The organism is Idiomarina sp. (assembly GCF_019431395.1).
Lineage (GTDB): Bacteria > Pseudomonadota > Gammaproteobacteria > Enterobacterales > Alteromonadaceae > Idiomarina.
Genome location: NZ_CP080268.1, coordinates 2795698 through 2816063 on the forward strand (window position 1 = coordinate 2795698; position 20366 = coordinate 2816063).

Genomic DNA, 20366 nt, shown 5'->3' on the forward strand with positions numbered 1-20366 from the left:
CTACTGGCCCTCAAATACTAAAATCATCTCACCCGCTTCACAGCGGCAGGTGCCATCGCAAACCGGGCAGTAATAACCGTCCTCTAACGATGCTTGCAACCAGCGGTCAGGGTGGGTAGAAATCAACACACCACCGCAGCGGCTAAAGTATTCATAGGCACTGTTTTGCGGGCTTTGCAGCCAAATATGGGCTAACCCGGCCTTACAGCCAAGTTGTTTAGCGGCGTCTATACTGCATTGCAGTAGCTGCTTACCAATACCCAGTCCACGTGCGCGCTCACTCACCGCAGCGCACTTGAAGTAACACATTTGTGCAGCTGAAAAGGGCCATTTTGTTGGCGTGCAGGCGTCGTCAACGGGCCAGTTACCGGGAGCCAGGGTTAGTCGAACGCCAAGCACCTCGCCGTCACGTTCGGCAAGCCAGTTTAATTTAACATCGGCTACCGTACCACCAGCTAATAAAGCGGCTAGTGACTCTTCGCTAAGGTAGTTATCACCGTGAACTTGGTTCGCTAAATCAATAACGGCCGCCGAATCGGCAGCCGTTATTGTGCGATAAATGACGTCACCCGCCATTAGTAGCGGTACTCGTCAGTTTTAAACGGACCGTCTACATTCACGTGAATATAATCGGCCTGGTCTGCTGTTAGACACGTTACTACGCCGCCAAAGCCTTGCACCATGTAGCGCGCAACTTCTTCGTCCAGCTGCTTCGGTAGTACTTCAACGCGCAGGTATTCTTTTTGCTGTTCCAGACTCATGTCAGCATATTTTTGCTCAAACAAATGCAGTTGAGCTAATACCTGGTTAGCAAACGAACCATCCATGATGCGACTCGGATGCCCGGTTGCGTTACCCAAGTTGACCAAACGGCCTTCAGCTAACAATAGCAGATAATCTGCATCGTCATCTGAACGATAGATTTTGTGTACCTGCGGTTTGATTTCTTCCCAGCGCCAGTTATCGCGCATGTATTTAGTATCAATTTCGTTATCAAAGTGACCGATATTACATACTACCGCTGATGATTTAAGCGCCGCCAGCATATAGCGGTCACAGACGTTCATATTACCCGTGGTAGTGACCAGCAAATCGGTGTTTTGCAACAGTGCGGTATTAATATTGCTGCCGTCGCCTTTATTAACACCATCCAGGTAAGGTGAGACAACCTCATAGCCGTCCATGCATGCCTGCATCGCACAGATTGGATCGATTTCGGTAACTTTTACAATCATACCTTCCTGACGTAAGCTCGCGGCAGAGCCTTTACCGACGTCGCCATAGCCAATGACTAAGGCTTTTTTACCCGACATCAGGTGGTCAGTAGAACGTTTAATGGCATCATTCAGTGAGTGACGGCAACCGTACTTGTTGTCGTTTTTAGACTTAGTGACTGAATCATTAACGTTAATAGCCGGAACCCGCAATGTGCCTTTTTCCAGCATGTCTAATAGGCGATGTACACCGGTCGTGGTTTCTTCGGTAATACCATGGATTTTTTCCAGCATTTGCGGAAATTTCTCATGGATCATCAGGGTTAAGTCACCGCCGTCATCCAAAATCATGTTAGCGTCCCATAGCTCGCCATCTTTATGACAGGTTTGCTCCAGGCACCATTCATATTCTTCCTCGGTTTCACCTTTCCAGGCAAACACAGGAACACCGCGGGCAGCCATGGCAGCGGCGGCGTGATCCTGAGTCGAGAAGATATTGCAGGAAGACCAGCGCACTTCTGCGCCCAGTTCCAGTAGCGTCTCGATAAGCACCGCGGTTTGAATGGTCATGTGAATACAACCAATGATGCGCGCGCCTTGCAACGGCTTGCTATCGGCATACTTGCGACGAATCGTCATTAGTGCCGGCATTTCTGACTCGGCGATAGCGATCTCTTTGCGTCCGTACTCAGCCAAGTTAATGTCAGCTACTTTAAAATCAGTGTGCTTCGGATCATTCAAACTCATAGTGTCATCTCACTCTGTAATGTGTCCGGTTAAAATAAGCGTTCAAGCAATTGTTGCTGGCGAGCTTTACTTAATCGCGCACCAAACTCGGTCACCAGCTCTGCCGCGGCATGACTTGCTAAACGGCCAGCGTCTGCCAGCGACAGACCTTTGGTCAGGCCATATAGCATCGCGCCTGCAAACATGTCACCGGCACCGTTTGTGTCAATTGCTTTAACTTCTACCCCGGGAATATGTACCTGGCGCTGCTGATTCATAATCAACGCACCATCTTTACCTAACGTAATGGCGACGGTTTTTGCCTGTGCCAACAAGGCTTTAGCAGCAGCTTCTGCATCGCTTTCGCCGGTTAGTAACTCAGCTTCTTCGCGATTACAGAACATTAAGTCGACACCTCCGTCGAGGATATCTTCGATACCGTCGCGAAAATACTTAACCATGGCTGGGTCAGAACAGGTCATTACCAACTTGGTATTATTTTCCCGTGCTATCTGCTTAGCCCGGTTAATCGCACCACGCGCGATCTCAGAGGTAATCAGATAACCTTCAATATACAGATACTCTGACGCTGCAATGGCTTCTTCATCCAGTTCGTCGACGGATAAATCTGCAGTAATACCAAGATGCGTGCGCATGGTGCGCTCGGCATCCGGCGTTACCATCACCAGGCATCGACCCGTGGTACCCGGGTTTTGCTGCGTTTCGAGGTTAGTACGAATGCCGACCTGTTCTAGATCTTGGCGATAAAATTGACCCGCTTCGTCGTCAGCTACTTTACAACAATAAAAGGCACTACCGCCAAACTGGGCGAAAGCCACCAACGAATTTGCTGCTGAGCCACCGCCGCATTGTCTTTTGAGCTCACCCAGTTTGCTGAGTTCGGCAATTAGCTTATTTTGGTCGTCTTCTTCGATTAGGGCCATCATGCCCTTTTCCAGACTGTGTTGTTTTAAAAAGGCGTCAGAGACTTCAAACTCTTGATCTACCAAGGCATTTCCAATGCCGATTACGTCAATGGTTTTCATAACGAATTGTGGTTGCTAATTAGGGCGCACAGTATATACGAAGTCAGGCTCAGGGTCGATAAATGAACAACAGCAATACGGCGACAATTAATAGCAGTATCAGATAGCCGTGCCAGCGAGCTATAGCGCGTCTAAATTGTGCGTTGTGTTGCTCTGGTGCGCGGCCGGCAAAGCGTTGCCGTTCTATGCGAGTACCCTGCACCTTAATTGGCCCACCTAAGGCAATATTGTGACAACGACTCAGGCTGTCCAGCCATTTGCCGGTTGGCCAAACCCAGGCGCGGCTGTTTTTAATCGGCTCAGCTGGACGAGCGTTGCTAACGGCGGCTATCAATAGCGCAGTAACAGAGAGTAACAACGTAACCGGACCAATCAACAGCACGTAGGCAGCGCGCGCCGGCAAACCAAAAGTGCGGTAACGCGAAACACTGATAGGCCATAAGGTGTAGAGTTCACTAATCAGGCGCAGAGCCAACGCCAATATCGGACCGCCCAGTAACCAAGCTAGGATCGGCGCCCATCGATGGTGAATAATACTGACTGCGCGAAGCTCTGCGGTTGCTTTGACTAACCCATGCACACTTAACTGATCGGTGTCGCGGTAATCGATGCGCGCAAGCAGTGCGCGCGCCGCTCGTTTTTGTTGTTTTAACGCTAATGCGTCGACTTTGTTCAGTAGTTTCAGGTAGTGCTGACGGCGCAAACAAGCTAGCAACACCAAGGCGCCGAGGATTTCTGAAAAATCGGCGGCATACACCACAATTGCAGTAGGCACCAGACTGATAAATAACAGCATCACCACGGCCATGGCGCCGGCAAAGCGCTGTTGCTCCGGGGAGTAGCCTGGTTTATTGACTTTAGTTTGCAGATATTGTGCAAATAGCCGGAACATTGGCAGCGGGTGCCATTGCTCCGGCCAGGGTAACCAGCGTTCAAGCGCTAGCGCAATGAGCGCTAGTATGGGGCTGGAGATTAGTAATGTGTAAAGGTCATGCGTGTTCATGACCTTAGTTTGCCCAAGCTAACGTTAGGCGGCAATAGGCGAGTGTTGTTTATTACCCTGTTCACTGCCGCTGTCCGGGCTCTGCTGCGTTTTAGGCACGGCCGCGCGGATATGTTCTGCCTGGCGAATTTTGCCATGAATGTAATCATGCAAGTCAGCCACACGGTATCCAGGCTTGGCTTTAAAGCGTAAAAACGGTAGCCCGGCGGCTGCCAGTGTGTTTTTCAAAAACAGATTACGCTTTTGCTGCTGTAGATTACTGCTGGCTGGTTCTAATTCGATAACGGCTTTGACGGTCATGGTGTCAACGTCACACAAAACATAATCCAAAATACGTTGGTTGGCTTTGTTCTGTGCATCTTTTTGCACACTACCCGAAACGCCTTTTTTAACCGCGACAATATCGCTCAGGCGGACTTTGGTAAATATTCGAAAGTCATCACCTACGGCTTTAGTGAGGAGTGTCATAAATTGTGCTTCCTGCGGCGTGCACAAGCTGACATCTTTGAGTTTATAGGGGTAGGGGGCGTAGTTCTCTGACATACGGCTGGCGATCATTGCCACCGCAATTAAGACCACGACAAAGAGTAACAACACGATTTCCATAACTCACCTCGGCAAAAAATTGACACAACAAACTTCGTGTCAAAACTAATGCAAAGGATGTGCCAATTGGGCTCGCTGCGCTCGCGGTTTAGGCGCTTCGCGCGGTTTAGGCTTCGGGCTGCGCCATCGCGGTTTGGGGCCTGCGGCCGGTGTAGGGCTTCGCCGGTTTAACGGGCGAAGCCCCTAAACCCTTGCGCCGAAGGCAGCAAGCTAAACCGCGAGCGCAGCGAGCCTATCCCGGCCGCGGGCCCTATCCCGCGCGAAGCGCCTGCTATGCCCGGTAACCGCTATCAACGCCTTTAGTGGCGATAGCAACGGCGTCGTGGGCGTGCAAGGATTCGTAGTGATTTACCCGCAACCAGAAATCTTTAAAGATCGCCATTTGGTTTAACTGGTGCTTCAGGCGACGCGAGGCATCTTCGCAGAACATCAGGTTCTGGCCGTTGAGGCGTGCAAATTCCTGCTCGTCTTCGCGTTTAACCGCTGCTTGCACAGGTGTTTTGAGGGCGCCTTCTACCGCGTCAATCAAAGCTACTATCGGGAACTCTTCCAGATCTTCCGCCAGTTTAACTTTAACTTCAGCCGTTGACCGCTGGCTATGCGGCGTAGCCACGATACCTTCGGTTGAACCCAGCCATTCATGCATGGTGGCTTTGTCGATCACTTCTTTATCGGCAAACTTATCGACAAAGGCTTCCTGAATAAGCTGGCGTGCGAGCGCAGCTGAACAGGGGCAAGTCGATGAGTAGGGTACGTCTACCGACAACTCCAGCGACAAGCGGCCGGCATCGTAACGGCCGGTTAAACTTACCGGGTAAGCCTTCCAGCCTTTTTTGCGACTGATCAGTGACTCACGGCGCAAGTGATATTCAAAATCAAACTTAATAAACGCCTGGTCGCTAATATCGCTGTGGCTGTCGATAAAGTCGCGCAGTAACTGCTTCAATGATGCGTGACTTAACTCACCTTCAGTTGATAATTGATCCAGCAGCAAATACAGCCGCGACATGTGAATGCCTTTGGTCTTCGGATCTTTTAAATTAACGAATGCCTCTACGTGCGCGGCCACCGGACGCTCGGCGGCGTCAGAAGCAGCGACCATAAGAGGCACTTCAATGTTGCTCATGCCAACCCAGTCCAGGGTTCCTTCTGTTTGCGCCTGGCTGTGATTGGCTACGTCGGGCATGCTATTAGGCATTCGTTTAGAACTCCGATTGTTTTTAACTGTATCAAGCATAAATGTCGAATCCGCTAGTATATCGTAGATGCTGGGATCATTTCATTCCCGAACACAAAATTTAATCAGATTTAACCGATTAACAGTATCGGTTGACTGAATCAAGGATTACGCACACGATAGAGTTTTGGATTGTAACGGAGCGAATCAAATGACACAGGACAGCGTCCTCGACACACAATTACTAAAACAATATCACGATAGCTTAGGCACAGATGGCCTTAACGCGACGCTGACGACCTTTGATCAGATCATTCAGAGCTATGCCAATTTGTTGCATCAGGCGGCTAAAGAAAAGAATGAAGAGCAATTACGAAGTCAGGCACACAAGGTCAAGGGTGCGTGTAATTCGGTCGGTTTAGTCCAGCTTGCCAAATTTATGGAACAGCTGGAAAAGGAAAGCTGGGAGTGGCCACAAGCTGAGCGTTTACTGATTGAATGGGCCGATTCGGTTATTCCGCACCGGCAACAACTGCAACAGTGGATAGAACAGGAAGCTCACTGAGCTTCCTGAGAAACCTCGCCAATAAAGCGGTAACCTTCACCATGAATGGTGGTGATTAGGTTAGGTGTATCCGGATGTGACTCGAAATGGCGACGAATGCGACGGATTGCCACATCGACAGTACGATCGTTGGGTCGTAATTCACGGTCCAACATACGCTTAACCAGGGTTTCACGATCCAGAATTCGACCCGGATTAGTTAAAAACAGCTCGAGGGCGCGGTATTCGCTTTTTGGCAACCGGAACATTTGGTTCTCGGGAGAATAAAGACAACGACTATCGCTATTCAGGCGCCAACCATGAAAGTGAAACTGCACGCTGTTGGTTTCGACTGGATTGCTGTTCCGTGATGCTTCGATGCGTCGACATAGATTGCGCACCCGAATGGTCAGCTCTTTCGGATTATAAGGTTTAATCAAGTAATCGTCGGCGCCTAATTCCAGTGCTAATAAGCGGTCGTCTTCGCTATCCCGACCGGTCAAAAATATTAGCCCGATATTATCACGTTCACGCAATGACTCTGCTAACTCCAGGCCATTTTTGCCGGGTAAGTTAACATCCATAATAACGACATCGATGCGTTCCTGACGCATGATGTTTTCCATTTGCAAGCCATCGGCTGCATCAAATACTTCGTAATCTTCCTGTTGGAAAAGACGGGTTAACGTCTGGCGGGTAACAACCTCATCTTCCACAATCAATAGTCTGGCGTTCATAGCGTTCCGCGTTCCTGGCAAATTATTATAATTCAGCGCTTATAAGAAAAGATGTACAAATATTGACGCTATATTATGACTTTTGTTCAAAATTTTTCAAGCTTGCCGGCGCATTAACTACGGTTACCGGAAAACGCACGATAAACTCGACGCCTTGTTGTTCTTCGCTAAAGAAGTGAATGTTACCCCCTAATACCTGCGTTACCAGGTTATAAGCTAAATGCAAACCAAGGCCACTACCGCCTGCACCACGTTTAGTGGTTACAAAGGGGTCGAAAATCTTTTTACGAATATCGAAGGGTACACCATTACCATCGTCGCGGTAGGTAATTTCCAAATCATCATCAATAAGCTCAAAATTGATTTCGATATGGCCCGATGTTTTGCCGTCAAAGCCGTGCACCATCGAATTTACGATCAAATTAATCAGGATTTGGTTTAATGGACCGGGCTTAGTCATCACCTCTAAATTATCTGCTGCATGCACCTGAATCGGGAACTTCTCAATATCCAGAAGACGCGGCTTAACCGAGGTTAATACATCGCGCATAAAGCTGTGAATTTCAATGGTTCGGTCAACTTCTGAAGATTGGTCGACGGCGACCTGCTTAAAGCTGGTAATAAGTTCAGCAGCGCGATTAACGTTGCGGTAAATGATGGCAAGGTTTTCGTCGCAGTCACCCAAAAAACGCGCAAACTCATTAGTTGATATGCGTTTCTCGTTAAATTTTTCCTGCATAACGGCGAGCTTGTCCTGTAACAGTGTCGATGCAGTTACGGATAAGCCGATGGGGGTGTTAACTTCGTGTGCTATACCGGCAACCATATCGCCGAGCGACGCCATCTTCTCGGATTCGACCAGTTGTCCCTGGTACTGGTGTAGCTGTTCCAGAGTCGCGAGTAACTCCTGATTAGATTCGCGCAGTGCTTTGGTGCGCTGTGTTACTTGCTGCTCGAGTTCTGCATTTAACTGACTTGCCTCTTGCTCTGCGCGACGCTGGCGTTCGATTTGGTGCTGTACCCGCTCCAACATTATATTAAGAGACTGCCCCAGATCGTTAAACTCATCGACGCGGGAGTCGGGAATCCTTAGTGTGTAGTTTTTATCCCGGGCTATTTGGCTGGCAATATCAACGATATGCTCTAGTGGTTGAGTAATACCGCGCCTTAAACGGATGGTAGCAATCCAACAGGCGATTAGGGTGACCAGAAAAACCAGCACCGCTACGCCTATTGAACGCCACATAAATAAGCGGATTTCGTTGGTAGAACCACGCAAATACACGTAACCGATTACCGAATTATCTAACAAAATCGGTTCGGCTACTTCCATAAAGTCGGCATTGATTTGAGCCTGGCTCAGCTGCTCTATTTTGGAAAACTTGGCCGGGATTGGGGCTAATCCCTCTTTATTATAACTGGCAAAAAAGCTCAGTTCGCCGCTTGTCGGTTCCAGCCGGTAAATATGAACATGTTGCACAAACTGGCTGTTAGCCAGAGTAGCTAATCGGCGTGTTTCGTTACTGTTATCATCCAGCGCAACGCTTTCACGCGCATTACCAGCGACGATTTTTGCATAGGAGGTAACCCGCGCTAACATCGACTCCTGATATTGATTAACCTGGCTAAAAACGTTGATGGTAAAACCGATACCTAGGGCTATCGCGGTCACTAACAAAACCACAACGATAAGACCGCGTTTTAGGGAAATCGATTGCATGCGCGTCACAACAACTCGCTGAAGACTGAATATCTATATGTTATCAAATCGTTAAAATTTGTACAGTCGTTAAGTGACGTCAATCGATTAATTTACGTTTAATTGCGTTGAGCGTAATAAACGGTAAAACGATTGTTGTGCGTAATTTGCCGACAATGACCAAAGGTACGCTCGATAACCTCGGGCCAGGGTAAAAAACTGTTGGCAACCAGATACAGTTCACCATGGCGCTTTAACCTACTATAGGCGGCAGTGATAAACTCGCGGGCAATGGTATAATCTGTCTTCAGGCCGGTGTGGAAAGGAGGGTTACTGACAATACAGCCAACCGCCTGCGGTAGTTCCGGCAACCCGTCAGCTAAAAATATTTCTGCATTGGCACCGCTGAGGTTTATCGCCGTTGCCGCGATAGCTAACGGATTAACGTCGCACGCATACAATAGCGGCTGTTGACGCTCATGTAATGTTTTTGCGATAACCCCGTTACCACAGGCAAAGTCCAAAATCGGCGTTGGCAGTTGTTGTGGTAGTGCCTCTAACAGCAGTTGAGTGCCCGCATCCACGCGTTGCCGACTAAACACGCCCGGCAGACTCTTAAGCGAAAACTGTCGCTCCGGCAGGGTAACAGTGATGTCATCGGCCAGTGCTAGTAGCTCGGTATCGTCGGTTAACGGTGGTAATGATGCCACTACCTCTGTTTGGAATAATTGGCAGTGGTTGCCTACCGCCAGCTTAGTTGCGCTGCTGAAGCTTTCCGGAAGGCGTTTGACTAATGAATTAATGCCACCGCGTTTTTCCCCAACCAGCCATATTGGTGTAGTTGCGGGTAACGCGGCCAAACAACGAAGAATATACTGATTCAATGCCTGTTCTTTGGCGGCCACCAACATAACGCCCCCGTATGCATCGAGGCGTGGCGGAAGCGCCTGGCAGAATGCCTGCGGCCAATAGCTTGCATGACCTGCATGAAAACACCAGGCATCTGCAGTCAAAAATGTCAGCGCATTACCGTCGGGGTTAACAACCAGTAGTTTTTTGTCGTTATCGAGTGTGTTCCAGGGGTGCTGAGGCTGGCGTTGAAGCAGTTTGGCCACGGCTTCAGAGGTACTGTTTTGCGGCATAAGTTAACGTAATATATCCATTCTGAGTTGATGATCTTGCAGCATGAATAGTGTACCACCCCGGTGCTCTTTCATCTGCAGATTTTTATTTTGATGAACAAACTTAACACCAGGAAAAACCTCTTTTGCAGCAATGACACGCAGTGTTGGGTGGTTATCAACCGACGCCTTAATAACGGCAATATCGTCTTTTATGGCTTGTAGCTTATTGTGCTCAACGCGGATGGCATTAATTAACGTGCGGCTGTGCTTAATACGCATTTGCTCGTCTTCAAGCGCATTGCAGCGTCCCAACCCAACTTTTAACCGTTTCATTTTTGCCATGGTGGCTTTAAAGTTCTCAGTCAACGAATCGAGCGCGTCGAGGGTGCTGTCGTCCGGTGGCGGCGGCGATAAAATAAACCGTGTGCGGGTCCCCGCACGAGCCCCTAATTGCCCGGCAAATATTGGCGCGCAGGTTTCGAAGGTGCCACCGATGATCTTGCCCCGCGCCTGCTTGTCATCGCCGCCTATTTCCGCCGGACCGGATGTGATGACATGGCAATGAGTGAGCTGTTTATCAACAATAATACCTAAACCGCTCTCTAAATAGGCATACTGAGCATAGGCACACCAAATATTACCGGCGGCCGATAATTTACTGGATAAGGTCGGGATAAAGTGCTCGTTATCCAGCACTAGCTGCTCGTCTTCTTTAGATATGTGGCCAATGCAGCCCTTGCGCACGGTAATATTGCCACCGGCATTAAGCTCAGCCGAGTCGACATACCCAGCCACTGTAATGTCGCCGCTGGCGGTAACACGCATACCCTCGGTAACGCTACCGGAAACAATAACCGAACCTTTGAAGTCAACATGGCCGGTGGATACATCAACCGACTTAAGCGTTAAAACGTCATCGACATTAGCCGAGTTATGAGTAAACCAGGGCATGCCTACTTTTGTGGCTATTAACAAATCCGGATCAGAGTCGGATATCTGACTGCCTTCGCCGGGCGTCAACTGTTGGTCCTCACCACCCTCGGCAGGCAGTTTTACGCCTTTGACCGTAATGCCTTCGCGGCCGCCTTCGGGTGGCAGGCGGCGCATTAGTTCATCGCCTTCGTTAACGGTAATTTGTTTGCCAAGATCGCGCATGTCGACGGTGCCGTCATCGCGTTCCTGCGGGCGCAGAATGCGTTGTCGGGCATCTTCTACCAGTTGCTGAAAACGCGCGTTACGGCCATTTTTGGGGAGTTTACCGCGCGCAACAACGACTTCTACGGTCGTGCCGGGCGGTGCTTCGATACAGTGTTGTAAAATTTGATTGATAGCGGGTCGCTGAATACCAGTCGAAATGCCGTGCTGCTTCAACTCGGCCAGAAGTTTGGGGCGTGTAATAGGCTCCCCGCCCCAGGCAGAGGTTACTTCAGCCACTGCCTGCATGTCGTCGTCATCAATTGTAATGCTAATTTGCGCATCAATTAGCTGTGCGACAGCTTCGCTGTAATTGCTGGTATCGTCACGTTCTCGTTGTTGGCGCCATTCGTTGAAGTGCCTGGCGATTAACTCAAAGGCACTGCGGTCGAACAATTGCGCACTCGCAAACTCAGACAGTTGAAAAGCCTGTTTGAGATGTTCAGGTTTGACGGTATTCTGAGATGCAGGAATAAACACATATACATCGCTGCCGTCACGCTGAAAGCGAACATTATCTAACGGTTTGCCCGACATAACACCCGTTAACGAAGTTTATAGTTATTGTTATATCGGCTCAGTGTAGCGAAAATTAATGGCGTTGTGGGCAATAATTTATCAAAAATATAATTAATTTATTTTGTTCAGGTAGTTATCTATAGCTCGTATAAGATGCTGTAGCTCCAGACTGAGCTGTTGCAGTTCGTCTTTGGCATCGTTGGCGGTTAACTCTGTCCACTGTTGATAGCTGTGGGCCGCCAGTGTACTGAGCGGTAACGCGCCAATGGTCGCACACAAACCTTTTAACGTGTGCAACTCGATTTTTGCATGTTCCGGATCGGCCAGCCAGGTTGTTGTATTAATCCCGTCACGGTACTGCAACAGAAATTGTTGCAATACCGCATTGTATATTGCGGGGTCATTATTGCAGTGGCGCAGGCCTTGGTTAATATCGAGCACGCCAGTCATCAGAATGTTCTATTGTCGTATGTCTCGGTAAACGAACCGACCACTTCGGTGGCCTCACTAATGGTTTCTTTTTCGAACTGCGCGACGTTAAATAAGGCCTCGCCCTCGTTGGCAACGGGTATATTGCTACAGCCGATAACCACCCCGGCAACCGGCGATGAAATAATATCGGCCTCGTCGGCGTGCGGGTTGACGGTGTGCGCAAGCACTTGATTTTTCTGGATGGTTTGGCCGAGTTCCACTTTGCGTAGCACCAAACCGTCTTTTTCCGCACGCACCCAGGTCGAACGACGAGCAATAACCGGCGAAATGCGTTTGCCCCGGCGTCGTCCTTTTAGCATTTTCAGGTGTTTCATGACGTTTTGTACACCTTGTACCCCGGCATTAATCGACGCGTCATCAAAACGTAATGCCTCACCTGCTTCGTAAAGGATCAACGGAATACCTAATTCGTTAGCGAGAGCACGGAGCGAACCATCGCGCTCTTTCGAGTGCAAGATAACCGGGCTGCCAAATGCCTTGGCCATATCCAGTGCCGCGTTGTTTTCCACATCCACACGAATCTGCGGCAAATTACTGCGGTGAATGGCGCCGGTATGTAAGTCGACAATATGCGTGCACTTTTTAACGAGTTCTTCACTAAATAAAAACGCCATGCGCGACCCCAGGGCTCCACGCTCTGAACCCGGGAAACAGCGGTTTAAGTCACGTCGATCCGGCAAATAACGTGATTGCTGCACAAAACCAAATAAGTTAACGATAGGCACGACAATCAGCGTACCGTGCAAGCGTAAAGCATCGGTTTGGCTAATAATCTGCCGACATACCTCAATGCCGTTTAACTCATCGCCATGGATAGCCGCGCACAGCAGCATTACCGGCCCCGGCTTGGTACCGTGAAAAACGTCCACTCTCAGGTCCAGTGGTGCGTCGTTATAAAGCCGCACCGCCGGAATCAAAATGTGCTGATGCGAACCCGGTTCGATGCGCGTGCCGGCTAACTCAAACGCCGCCATTACCGATTTACGCGAAGTGCGTGACACCGCCATTAGCCACGACTCCCCTTGGTGCGGGTTTTATGCGCTTTGGCGTTCTTTTCCAAAAAGGTAATAATTTGTCCGGCAATATCCTTATCGGATGCCGTTTCAATACCTTCAAGGCCAGGTGATGAGTTTACTTCCATCACCAATGGACCGTGATTAGAGCGCAGAATATCCACACCGGCAACGTTCAGGCCCATGGTTTTAGCTGCCTTAATCGCGGTCTGGCGTTCTGCTGGTGTCAGTTTAATCAAGCTGGCACTGCCACCGCGGTGCAGGTTAGAACGGAATTCGCCTTCTTTAGCCTGACGTTTCATCGACGCCACGACTTTGTCACCCAGCACAAAACAACGGATGTCGGCACCGCCGGCTTCGCGAATATATTCCTGCACCATGATGTTTGATTTCATGCCCATAAAGGCCTCGATAACACTTTCCGCGGCCTGCGCGGTTTCGGCTAACACCACGCCGATACCCTGGGTACCTTCTAATAATTTAATGACCAGCGGTGCGCCACCGACCATATCGATTAAGTCGGGGATATCCTGAGGCTGATCGGCAAAACCGGTAGTCGGCAAGCCAATGCCTTTACGTGAAAGTAACTGCAACGAGCGCAGTTTGTCGCGGCTGCGAGAGATAGCAACCGATTCGTTTAGTGGATAGGTGCCCATCATTTCAAACTGACGCAGTACGGCGGTACCGTAAAAGGTCACTGATGCGCCAATACGGGGAATGACACAATCATAGTACGGCAGCTCTTTGCCATGGCGGTGAATTGAATTTTCTCGTGCGTTGATATTCATGTAGCAACTGAGCGGGTTTAATACATCAACCTCGTGCCCACGCTCACGCGCGGCTTCGACCAATCGACGGGTCGAATATAAGTTGCTGTTACGCGACAAGATAGCAATTCGCATAATTACTCTCCTAGTAAGTGGGCGGCCGCTGGATCAACGGTAAAATGATGGCGCATGGCCTGACGGCCCAACAGCATCCTAAATTTCATGGTATCCCGGTTGGTTAAGGTCAGCTCAACAACGTGGTCAAACTGCCCCAGTACTAACCGGGTTCTAATAACATAGCGTAATTCGGTGTGACCGCCAGAATCGGTCACCTCGCGTTTTTCAAAAACGGGCGCCTCAAAGCAATGCTCTTGCAATGAGTCTTGTTTTGGATGCATATAAATGGTCAACCACGCCTTACCATCCCGCTCAAAGGGTTCGAGTTTAAAGGCATGCAAGCAGGACGTTTTGGCGCCTGTGTCCACTTTCATGTGAATCCGCTCAATACCGATATCGGGGAGGCTTCCCCATTCCTTCCAGCCCAAAACTTGCATGGCTTCTCCTTGTCGATCTTACGCTCTATTGCAACACGTTGTTGGTGAACATGCTAGATACACTATTTTCAGATTAGCGCAATTAATTTTTGTTACGCTAGCAGATTGATCCCATCCGTTACACTTTACGTTTTACACTCGACGTGCGTAACAACGACGTCACGTTTTAAAGGAGGAACCCATGGCGGCGTGCCCATCATGTGATTGCGAAACCCCGTTGGGTTTCAACATTAAAATGGCTTTTCAGCCAATTGTAAATGTTCAGACAAAGGACGTTTTTGCGTTTGAAGCCTTGGTTCGTGGTGGTAATGGCGAAGGTGCCGGCGAGGTGTTATCGCGGGTAACAGAAGCCAACAAATATACCTTTGACCAAACTTGCCGGATGGCGGCGATAGAAACGGCAGCGGCTATAAACTTACCGTCCAAGGTCAGCATTAACTTTATGCCTAATGCGATTTACGAACCGGAAACGTGTTTGGCTAAAACGTTAAAAACCGCGCGCAAAACAGGCTTCCCGCGCGAAAATATTATTTTTGAAGTGACTGAGCATGAAAAAGTCGAAAATCACAACCTATTGGTTGACGTGTTTAAAACCTATCGCGAACACGGCTTTTTGACTGCTATTGATGATTTTGGTGAGGGCTATGCAGGCTTGAACCTGCTGGCTGACTTCCAGCCGGATATCCTTAAAGTGGATATGAAGCTGGTGCGGAATATTCACGAAGATCGCATCAAAAAAGCGTTATTTTCGGCGGTACAACGTGCCTGTGAAGAGTTAGGCATCATGATCGTTGCCGAGGGTGTGGAAACACACGATGAATACTTGTATCTGAAATACAATGGCGTTGAGTTAATGCAAGGTTTTTACTTTCAACGACCAGAAATCGAAGCATATACCATACCGAAATTTGACTAACTAAGCGTCGCTTTGGCTGGCCGCCTCGTTGCGGCTGGCCTGAAGCTTATGTAAGTGAGCGATAAACTCATAAACATCACGGTCAAGTGCCGTGGCACTCACGTATAAGTCATACCCTAACAACTCGCGTAATTGCTGCATTCGAACGGCGAACGATGCAATCAACCCCTTGTAGACAATACCTTCCGGACTCACATACTTATCCGGAATCTCGAAATACTCAGAGTAATCATTTTTATCCGGACGTTGATGGCGCAGAGCCATGGTGAGTAATTGTCGCTGCTCAACTAACAGCGCTGATGCCAGACGTGGCGAAATGGACTGCAACACCTCATCGATATCGTGCAGCCGAAACCCCAAAAATGGCGCATCTTCAAGATCGAGCAGACGACTCACCCGTGGCACATCGTAGCGAATAATATTATCCCAACTGATTTGCCAACTGCCGCGACGGTGCAGGTAGGTGATGTGTTCGGGCGTAATGGCCAGTGATACCGGCGGCTCAATCAGTTTACCTATCCCCAGCAACAGTAATACGCCGGAGGTTGCTCCGATCACCACGGTAACACCTACCGGAATATCGTCGCGCACTAAATGCGCAAATACCAGCAGCACAAACAACAACAGAGACAGGCCACAAAAGGCAAGGGCATTGCGTTTGGCATAGGGGGTCACGTTAAACTGCATTAAAAACCTGCTGAATGATTTGTTCGGTAAAGTTCTTTTTTAAATAAAAACCGCGCGGGCGCACCTGAATGATACTTCCGTCAGGCCCGATGGCATCGGTCAGCGCCGCGCCGTCGGCGGCTTTCGGGCGAATTTGCAAAGCTTCCCCCTGGCGCGCGGTGATATGTTCAACCTGCCCCAGGGCGATGCGATCCATATGTTCTTCCCAGTCACGCTGCAAAATAGCTTCCTGTTGCGGTGTTGGCTGCCAGATAAAGGCGCTACCAACGACGCGATCGGCGAGCGGTATTTCACGCCGGCCATCAATGGGTAGCCACAAGACACATTGTAACTTATTACGTACGTTACTGGTCTGCCAGTTCACACCGGCGATATTTAACAAGGGTGCGACACAGACAAAGGTTGTCTCCAGCGGTTTGCCCGCGGCATCAACCGGCAACGTTTTTAATTCAATGCCCAGTTCGGGAAAGTCCTGGGTGGGTTTAGAGCCCGCTGTCGCACCCAAATAGTGTTCCAGCATCATGCCTACCCAGCCTTTATCTCGGCGTAAATCCGCTGGTATTGCCAGCTCAGCGCGCGCTGCCAGATCAGCAAATCGCTGACCGGCTAGTTGGCTGGCGCGCTCAAACAATTCATCGACGCTGCTCGGACGAGGGGGTTTTAAGGCCATATTTACTCGTTAATCGTTTGCCCAAACCGGGCCTTTATGGAAGAATCAATGCTAACAGAGAATAATTGAGGATGCTCGAGTGATAGATGCAGAAGGATTCCGGGCAAATGTAGGAATCGTCATCTGCAACGGGCATGGGCAGGTATTTTGGGCTCGCCGAATTAATCAGCACAGCTGGCAATTCCCGCAAGGCGGAATTGATGAAGGTGAGACACCTGAGCAGGCAATGTACCGCGAACTTTGGGAAGAAGTCGGTCTAAAGCCAGAGCAGGTCGAAATTCTGTACACCAGCCGTCACTGGTTGCGCTACCGATTGCCTAAGCGGCTGATCCGGCGTGAGCAACGGCCCATGTGTGTTGGTCAGAAACAAAAATGGTTTCTGTTGCGGCTTAAATGCCGCGAAGAAGATGTCGATGTGTTGCAGTCAGGACATCCGGAATTTGATGGTTGGCGGTGGGTTAGTTTTTGGTATCCGGTGCGCCAGGTGGTGTCGTTTAAACGCGATGTGTACCGCCGCGTGATGAAAGAATTTGCTGCCCATGCCATGCCGTTTAACGGAGGGCGGCCGAACCGTCATCCCCGTGGCGGCAAACGAAAACGGTAAATTATGCTTGTAACTCTGCAGCGAATAGTTGAGACGGTGAATAAGTCACCTGATTTTAACCTTGCTCTAAAGGCGATGGTTAGTCAGGTGCGTGAAGCACTCGAAACCGACAGCTGCAGTGTTTTTCTTGCCGATGATGAATCGCAGCAATTCGTGATGGCTGCCAGTGATGGCCTAAGCACCCATAAAAACGAACCACTGCGGGTGGATTTTGGCGAAGGTATTATCTCGTTAGCGGCGCAACGCGAAGAACCCCTGAATATCGCCGATGCGAGTCAGCATCCGGCCAATAAAAAAATTACCCAAACCAACGAATCTGAGTATCGGGGGTTGCTGGCTGCGCCGATTATCCACCGTCGTCGAGTACTTGGTATCATCGTTGTTCATCAAAGCCAGGCGCGCAGCTTTACCCGCGAAGAAGAGGCTTTTGTTGTCACTCTGGCGGCGCAGTTATCGGTGGTGATTGCACATGCCAGCGCTAAAGGCTTATTGGCGAACGAAAATTCGCCCTGGATACATAGTTTGCAGGGCTTGCCGGGTTCGCCGGGGGTTGCCATTGGCGATGCTTTTGTGGCGCGCCCCGAGGTATCGCTAAAAGAGGTATCGCCGCAACGCACAGACCGGCCGCAGCACGAAGTACGTAAATTCAGACAAGCGGTGGCGCGAACCCGGGCTGATCTTAAAAAATTGTCCGAGCGCATGTTGGGGCAGGTACCCGACGATACACTGGCCATTTTTGATGTCTATCAGGGCATGCTCGATGCAGCCAGTCTGGGTAACGCGGTTGAATCGATGATCAACGAGGGCTGGCGCGCTCAGACCGCACTCAAACACGTGGTAGAACAATTTGTCGACCAGTTTGAAGCCCTCGATGACTCGTACTTACGTGAGCGTGCCACCGATGTGCGGGATATCGGCCAGCGCGTACTCATGCACTTGCAGCAGCGTCAACGCAAACCCCGTCAGTTCCCTACCGACGGTATTTTGATTGCCGAGGAAGTTACCGCTTCGATGCTGGCTGAACTGCCGCAGGATGATATTGCCGCTATTATATCTCTGAATGGTTCGAGCAACTCGCATGCGGCAATCATGGCGCGGAGTATGGGCATACCTGCGGTATTGGGCATTGACGATATCGAGTTACACTTTTTTACAGAGAAAAAACTCATCGTCGATGGCTACACCGGTGAAATCTATATTAATCCACCGCCACAGGTGCGCGAACAGTATCGGCACTTGGCGGAGGAAGAAGAAGAACTTAAATTAATTGTTGCCGAGCATGCGCATTTGCCGGCAGAAACTCAGGATGGGCAGCGTGTCAGCCTGCACCTTAATTTGGGTTTAGATGTAAAACAGCCGCACCTTGCTAACTTAAATATCGACGGTATCGGCCTGTATCGCTCCGAGATCCCGTTCATGATGCGCGATCAGCTGCCAACGGAAGACGAGCAGGTCGAAATGTATAAAGAGGTGCTTGATCACTTCCCTGACAAGCCAGTCGTAATGCGTACTTTAGATGTGGGCGGAGATAAACCGTTGCCCTATTTGCCACTAAAAGAAGATAACCCGTTTTTAGGCTGGCGCGGTATTCGCTTGACGTTAGATCATCCGGAAATTTTCCTGGTGCAGGTTCGGGCGATGTTGCGGGCTAGTATCGGGCGCACCAATTTACGTATTTTGTTGCCGATGGTGACCAGTATCAGCGAAGTCGAAGAAGCCTCGCGGCTGATGAAGCAGGCTTACTTTGAGGTAGCCGAAGAGCAAGGTTGTGCGGTGGGCGTTAACTTGATCCAGCCGCAGTTGGGGGTAATGATTGAGGTGCCGGCGATTATCTATCAGTTATCCGCGCTAGCTAACAAAGTCGACTTTTTCTCGGTAGGCTCTAACGATTTAACTCAATACTTACTCGCCGTGGACCGCAATAATCGCCGCGTGGCGCACTTGTATGATGCCTATCATCCCGCCGTACTAGCCAGCCTCGACGAAATCGCTCGTCGTTGTGAAGAGTTAGGCAAACCGGTCAGCGTTTGTGGCGAGCTTGCCGGTGACCCGGGTGGCGCACTGCTGTTAGTGGCAATGGGTTACCGACAACTGAGTATGAACAGCTACAACATTGACCGGGTGCGTTGGATATTACGTAATGTGCGCTCGGCAACACTGCAAGTGATGTTAGCGAAGGCATTACAGGCAAGACATCCTGAACAAATACGCAAAATGATTGCCAATAAGATGGAAAGCATGGGGCTGGGTGGCTTCGTGCGGGCTGGTAAATAGCATGGAGCTGAGTATTTGGCTGTGGTGCCTGGGCGGCGGCGCACTAGCCGGTTTATTGGCTGGCCTGCTGGGTATTGGCGGCGGATTGGTGGTTGTGCCGCTGCTGATTTATTTGTTGCCCATTCTGGGCGTCGCGCCCGACATTGTGGTGCCCAGTGCCATAGCAACCAGTTTGGCTACCATTTGTATGACCACCGCATCCGCCGCATTAACGCATTCGCGTAGCGGCTATCTGGAGTCATTTTGGCTGCTGCGGGTTTTGCCGGGGTTGTCAGCGGGCGCTCTCATCGGGGCATTTTTGGTCACCGTTGTTAATCCGCAGTGGTTGAAATTTATTTTCGCGACGGTACTGGTTTTATTGTCCATTCGTATGCTGCTACCGGTGCCCGAAGGAGAACCGAAAACAACGGTGTCGAAACGACTGGTGGCGCTGGGCGCCGCAGTCATTGGGACAATCTCCGGGTTAGTCGGAATCGGCGGTGGGGCGTTAACGGTACCCTTTTTACAACGGATGCGATTGCCGGTAAGGCAGGCGATAGCGATATCCTCGTTGGGTAGCTTTGTGATTGGCTGTAGTTCGGTGCTGATGTTTGTTGTTAACGGCTGGCTCAGCGACAAGGCTGACGGCGCCCTGGGGTTAATTTATGTACCCGCCTGGATTGCTCTATCGATTGCATCGGTCAGCTTAGCGCCGTTTGGCGCAAAGCTAGCTCATCGGTTACCGGTTAAGCTGTTACGACGGGTGTTTGCCGCATTTTTAATTATCGTCGCTATCAATTTATTAATGAAGTAGGAGTGAA

Annotated in this window: 21 protein-coding genes; 5 read left to right on the forward strand and 16 right to left on the reverse strand. The window is 50.0% G+C overall.

Going from position 1 to position 20366, the window contains the following annotated elements; genetic code table 11:
• From KZ771_RS13545 to folE2, 6 genes are all read right to left on the reverse strand, one after another.
• Complete coding sequence (locus KZ771_RS13545) at positions 1 to 576, reverse strand: GNAT family N-acetyltransferase (protein ID WP_290653906.1); 576 nt, start codon at positions 574 to 576, stop codon at positions 1 to 3.
• Positions 576 to 1961, reverse strand: coding sequence for an adenosylhomocysteinase (gene ahcY, locus KZ771_RS13550; protein WP_290653907.1), 1386 nt, complete (start codon positions 1959 to 1961; stop codon positions 576 to 578). The genes KZ771_RS13545 and ahcY overlap by 1 nt, the downstream gene beginning before the upstream one ends.
• A 29-nt stretch (positions 1962 to 1990) precedes the next feature.
• The gene (locus KZ771_RS13555; RefSeq protein ID WP_290653908.1) at positions 1991 to 2986 is read right to left on the reverse strand and encodes an adenosine kinase; all 996 of its coding nucleotides are present in this window, start codon (positions 2984 to 2986) and stop codon (positions 1991 to 1993) included.
• A 49-nt stretch (positions 2987 to 3035) separates the two neighbouring features.
• Positions 3036 to 3989 (reverse strand): cobalamin biosynthesis protein, encoded by a 954-nt coding sequence (locus KZ771_RS13560; RefSeq protein ID WP_290568892.1) that lies wholly within the window; start codon positions 3987 to 3989, stop codon positions 3036 to 3038.
• Positions 3990 to 4013: 24 nt separating this feature from the next.
• Positions 4014 to 4595, reverse strand: coding sequence for a DUF2726 domain-containing protein (locus tag KZ771_RS13565; RefSeq protein ID WP_133538592.1), 582 nt, complete (start codon positions 4593 to 4595; stop codon positions 4014 to 4016).
• A gap of 271 nt (positions 4596 to 4866) precedes the next feature.
• Complete coding sequence (folE2, locus tag KZ771_RS13570) at positions 4867 to 5793, reverse strand: GTP cyclohydrolase FolE2 (protein ID WP_133538593.1); 927 nt, start codon at positions 5791 to 5793, stop codon at positions 4867 to 4869.
• A 190-nt stretch (positions 5794 to 5983) separates the two neighbouring features.
• On the opposite strand from folE2, the gene KZ771_RS13575 reads away from it, so the two are divergent.
• Positions 5984 to 6337, forward strand: a complete 354-nt coding sequence (locus KZ771_RS13575) for an Hpt domain-containing protein (RefSeq protein ID WP_290568896.1) — start codon at positions 5984 to 5986, stop codon at positions 6335 to 6337.
• On the opposite strand, the gene KZ771_RS13580 is transcribed toward KZ771_RS13575, so the two are convergent.
• The 8 genes from KZ771_RS13580 to KZ771_RS13615 all read right to left on the reverse strand — a co-directional run bounded on the left by KZ771_RS13580 (position 6331) and on the right by KZ771_RS13615 (position 14415).
• Entirely contained in the window at positions 6331 to 7053 is a 723-nt protein-coding gene (locus KZ771_RS13580; RefSeq protein WP_208107595.1) for a response regulator, read from the reverse strand. The two genes, KZ771_RS13575 and KZ771_RS13580, sit on opposite strands and share 7 nt — an antisense overlap.
• A gap of 73 nt (positions 7054 to 7126) precedes the next feature.
• Positions 7127 to 8773 carry an ATP-binding protein gene (locus KZ771_RS13585; protein WP_290568900.1) on the reverse strand — a complete coding sequence of 549 codons (1647 nt, stop codon included), beginning with the start codon at positions 8771 to 8773 and terminating at the stop codon, positions 7127 to 7129.
• A 98-nt stretch (positions 8774 to 8871) separates the two neighbouring features.
• Positions 8872 to 9894: a methyltransferase gene (locus KZ771_RS13590; protein ID WP_290653909.1), complete on the reverse strand. Its 1023-nt coding sequence runs from the start codon at positions 9892 to 9894 to the stop codon at positions 8872 to 8874.
• A gap of 3 nt (positions 9895 to 9897) precedes the next feature.
• Entirely contained in the window at positions 9898 to 11607 is a 1710-nt protein-coding gene (locus KZ771_RS13595) for a FapA family protein (protein WP_290653910.1), read from the reverse strand.
• Between the two features lie 93 nt (positions 11608 to 11700).
• Positions 11701 to 12039 (reverse strand): Hpt domain-containing protein, encoded by a 339-nt coding sequence (locus tag KZ771_RS13600; protein ID WP_290653911.1) that lies wholly within the window; start codon positions 12037 to 12039, stop codon positions 11701 to 11703.
• Positions 12039 to 13055 carry a succinylglutamate desuccinylase/aspartoacylase family protein gene (locus KZ771_RS13605; protein ID WP_290569020.1) on the reverse strand — a complete coding sequence of 339 codons (1017 nt, stop codon included), beginning with the start codon at positions 13053 to 13055 and terminating at the stop codon, positions 12039 to 12041. The genes KZ771_RS13600 and KZ771_RS13605 overlap by 1 nt, the downstream gene beginning before the upstream one ends.
• Positions 13056 to 13087: 32 nt before the next feature.
• Entirely contained in the window at positions 13088 to 13996 is a 909-nt protein-coding gene (rimK, locus tag KZ771_RS13610; protein WP_133538600.1) for a 30S ribosomal protein S6--L-glutamate ligase, read from the reverse strand.
• Between the two features lie 2 nt (positions 13997 to 13998).
• On the reverse strand, positions 13999 to 14415 hold the full coding sequence (locus KZ771_RS13615; protein ID WP_290653912.1) for a RimK/LysX family protein: 417 nt from the start codon (positions 14413 to 14415) through the stop codon (positions 13999 to 14001).
• A gap of 181 nt (positions 14416 to 14596) precedes the next feature.
• Here KZ771_RS13615 and KZ771_RS13620 point away from each other — a divergent pair, with 181 nt between their 5' ends.
• Positions 14597 to 15331, forward strand: coding sequence for an EAL domain-containing protein (locus KZ771_RS13620; RefSeq protein WP_290568911.1), 735 nt, complete (start codon positions 14597 to 14599; stop codon positions 15329 to 15331).
• On the opposite strand, the gene KZ771_RS13625 is transcribed toward KZ771_RS13620, so the two are convergent.
• Positions 15332 to 16018 carry a DUF2982 domain-containing protein gene (locus tag KZ771_RS13625; protein WP_290653913.1) on the reverse strand — a complete coding sequence of 229 codons (687 nt, stop codon included), beginning with the start codon at positions 16016 to 16018 and terminating at the stop codon, positions 15332 to 15334.
• Entirely contained in the window at positions 16008 to 16688 is a 681-nt protein-coding gene (gene mutH / locus KZ771_RS13630; protein ID WP_290568915.1) for a DNA mismatch repair endonuclease MutH, read from the reverse strand. Before mutH ends, KZ771_RS13625 begins: the two co-directional genes overlap by 11 nt.
• A 79-nt stretch (positions 16689 to 16767) precedes the next feature.
• Here mutH and rppH point away from each other — a divergent pair, with 79 nt between their 5' ends.
• The 3 genes from rppH to KZ771_RS13645 are packed head-to-tail and all read left to right on the forward strand — an operon-like array spanning position 16768 to position 20359.
• Positions 16768 to 17292: an RNA pyrophosphohydrolase gene (rppH, locus tag KZ771_RS13635; protein ID WP_290568917.1), complete on the forward strand. Its 525-nt coding sequence runs from the start codon at positions 16768 to 16770 to the stop codon at positions 17290 to 17292.
• 3 nt (positions 17293 to 17295) lie between these two features.
• Positions 17296 to 19566 (forward strand): phosphoenolpyruvate--protein phosphotransferase, encoded by a 2271-nt coding sequence (gene ptsP, locus KZ771_RS13640; protein ID WP_290653914.1) that lies wholly within the window; start codon positions 17296 to 17298, stop codon positions 19564 to 19566.
• A 1-nt stretch (position 19567) separates the two neighbouring features.
• Entirely contained in the window at positions 19568 to 20359 is a 792-nt protein-coding gene (locus KZ771_RS13645) for a sulfite exporter TauE/SafE family protein (protein ID WP_290653915.1), read from the forward strand.
• The last annotated feature ends 7 nt before the right edge of the window (positions 20360 to 20366 follow it).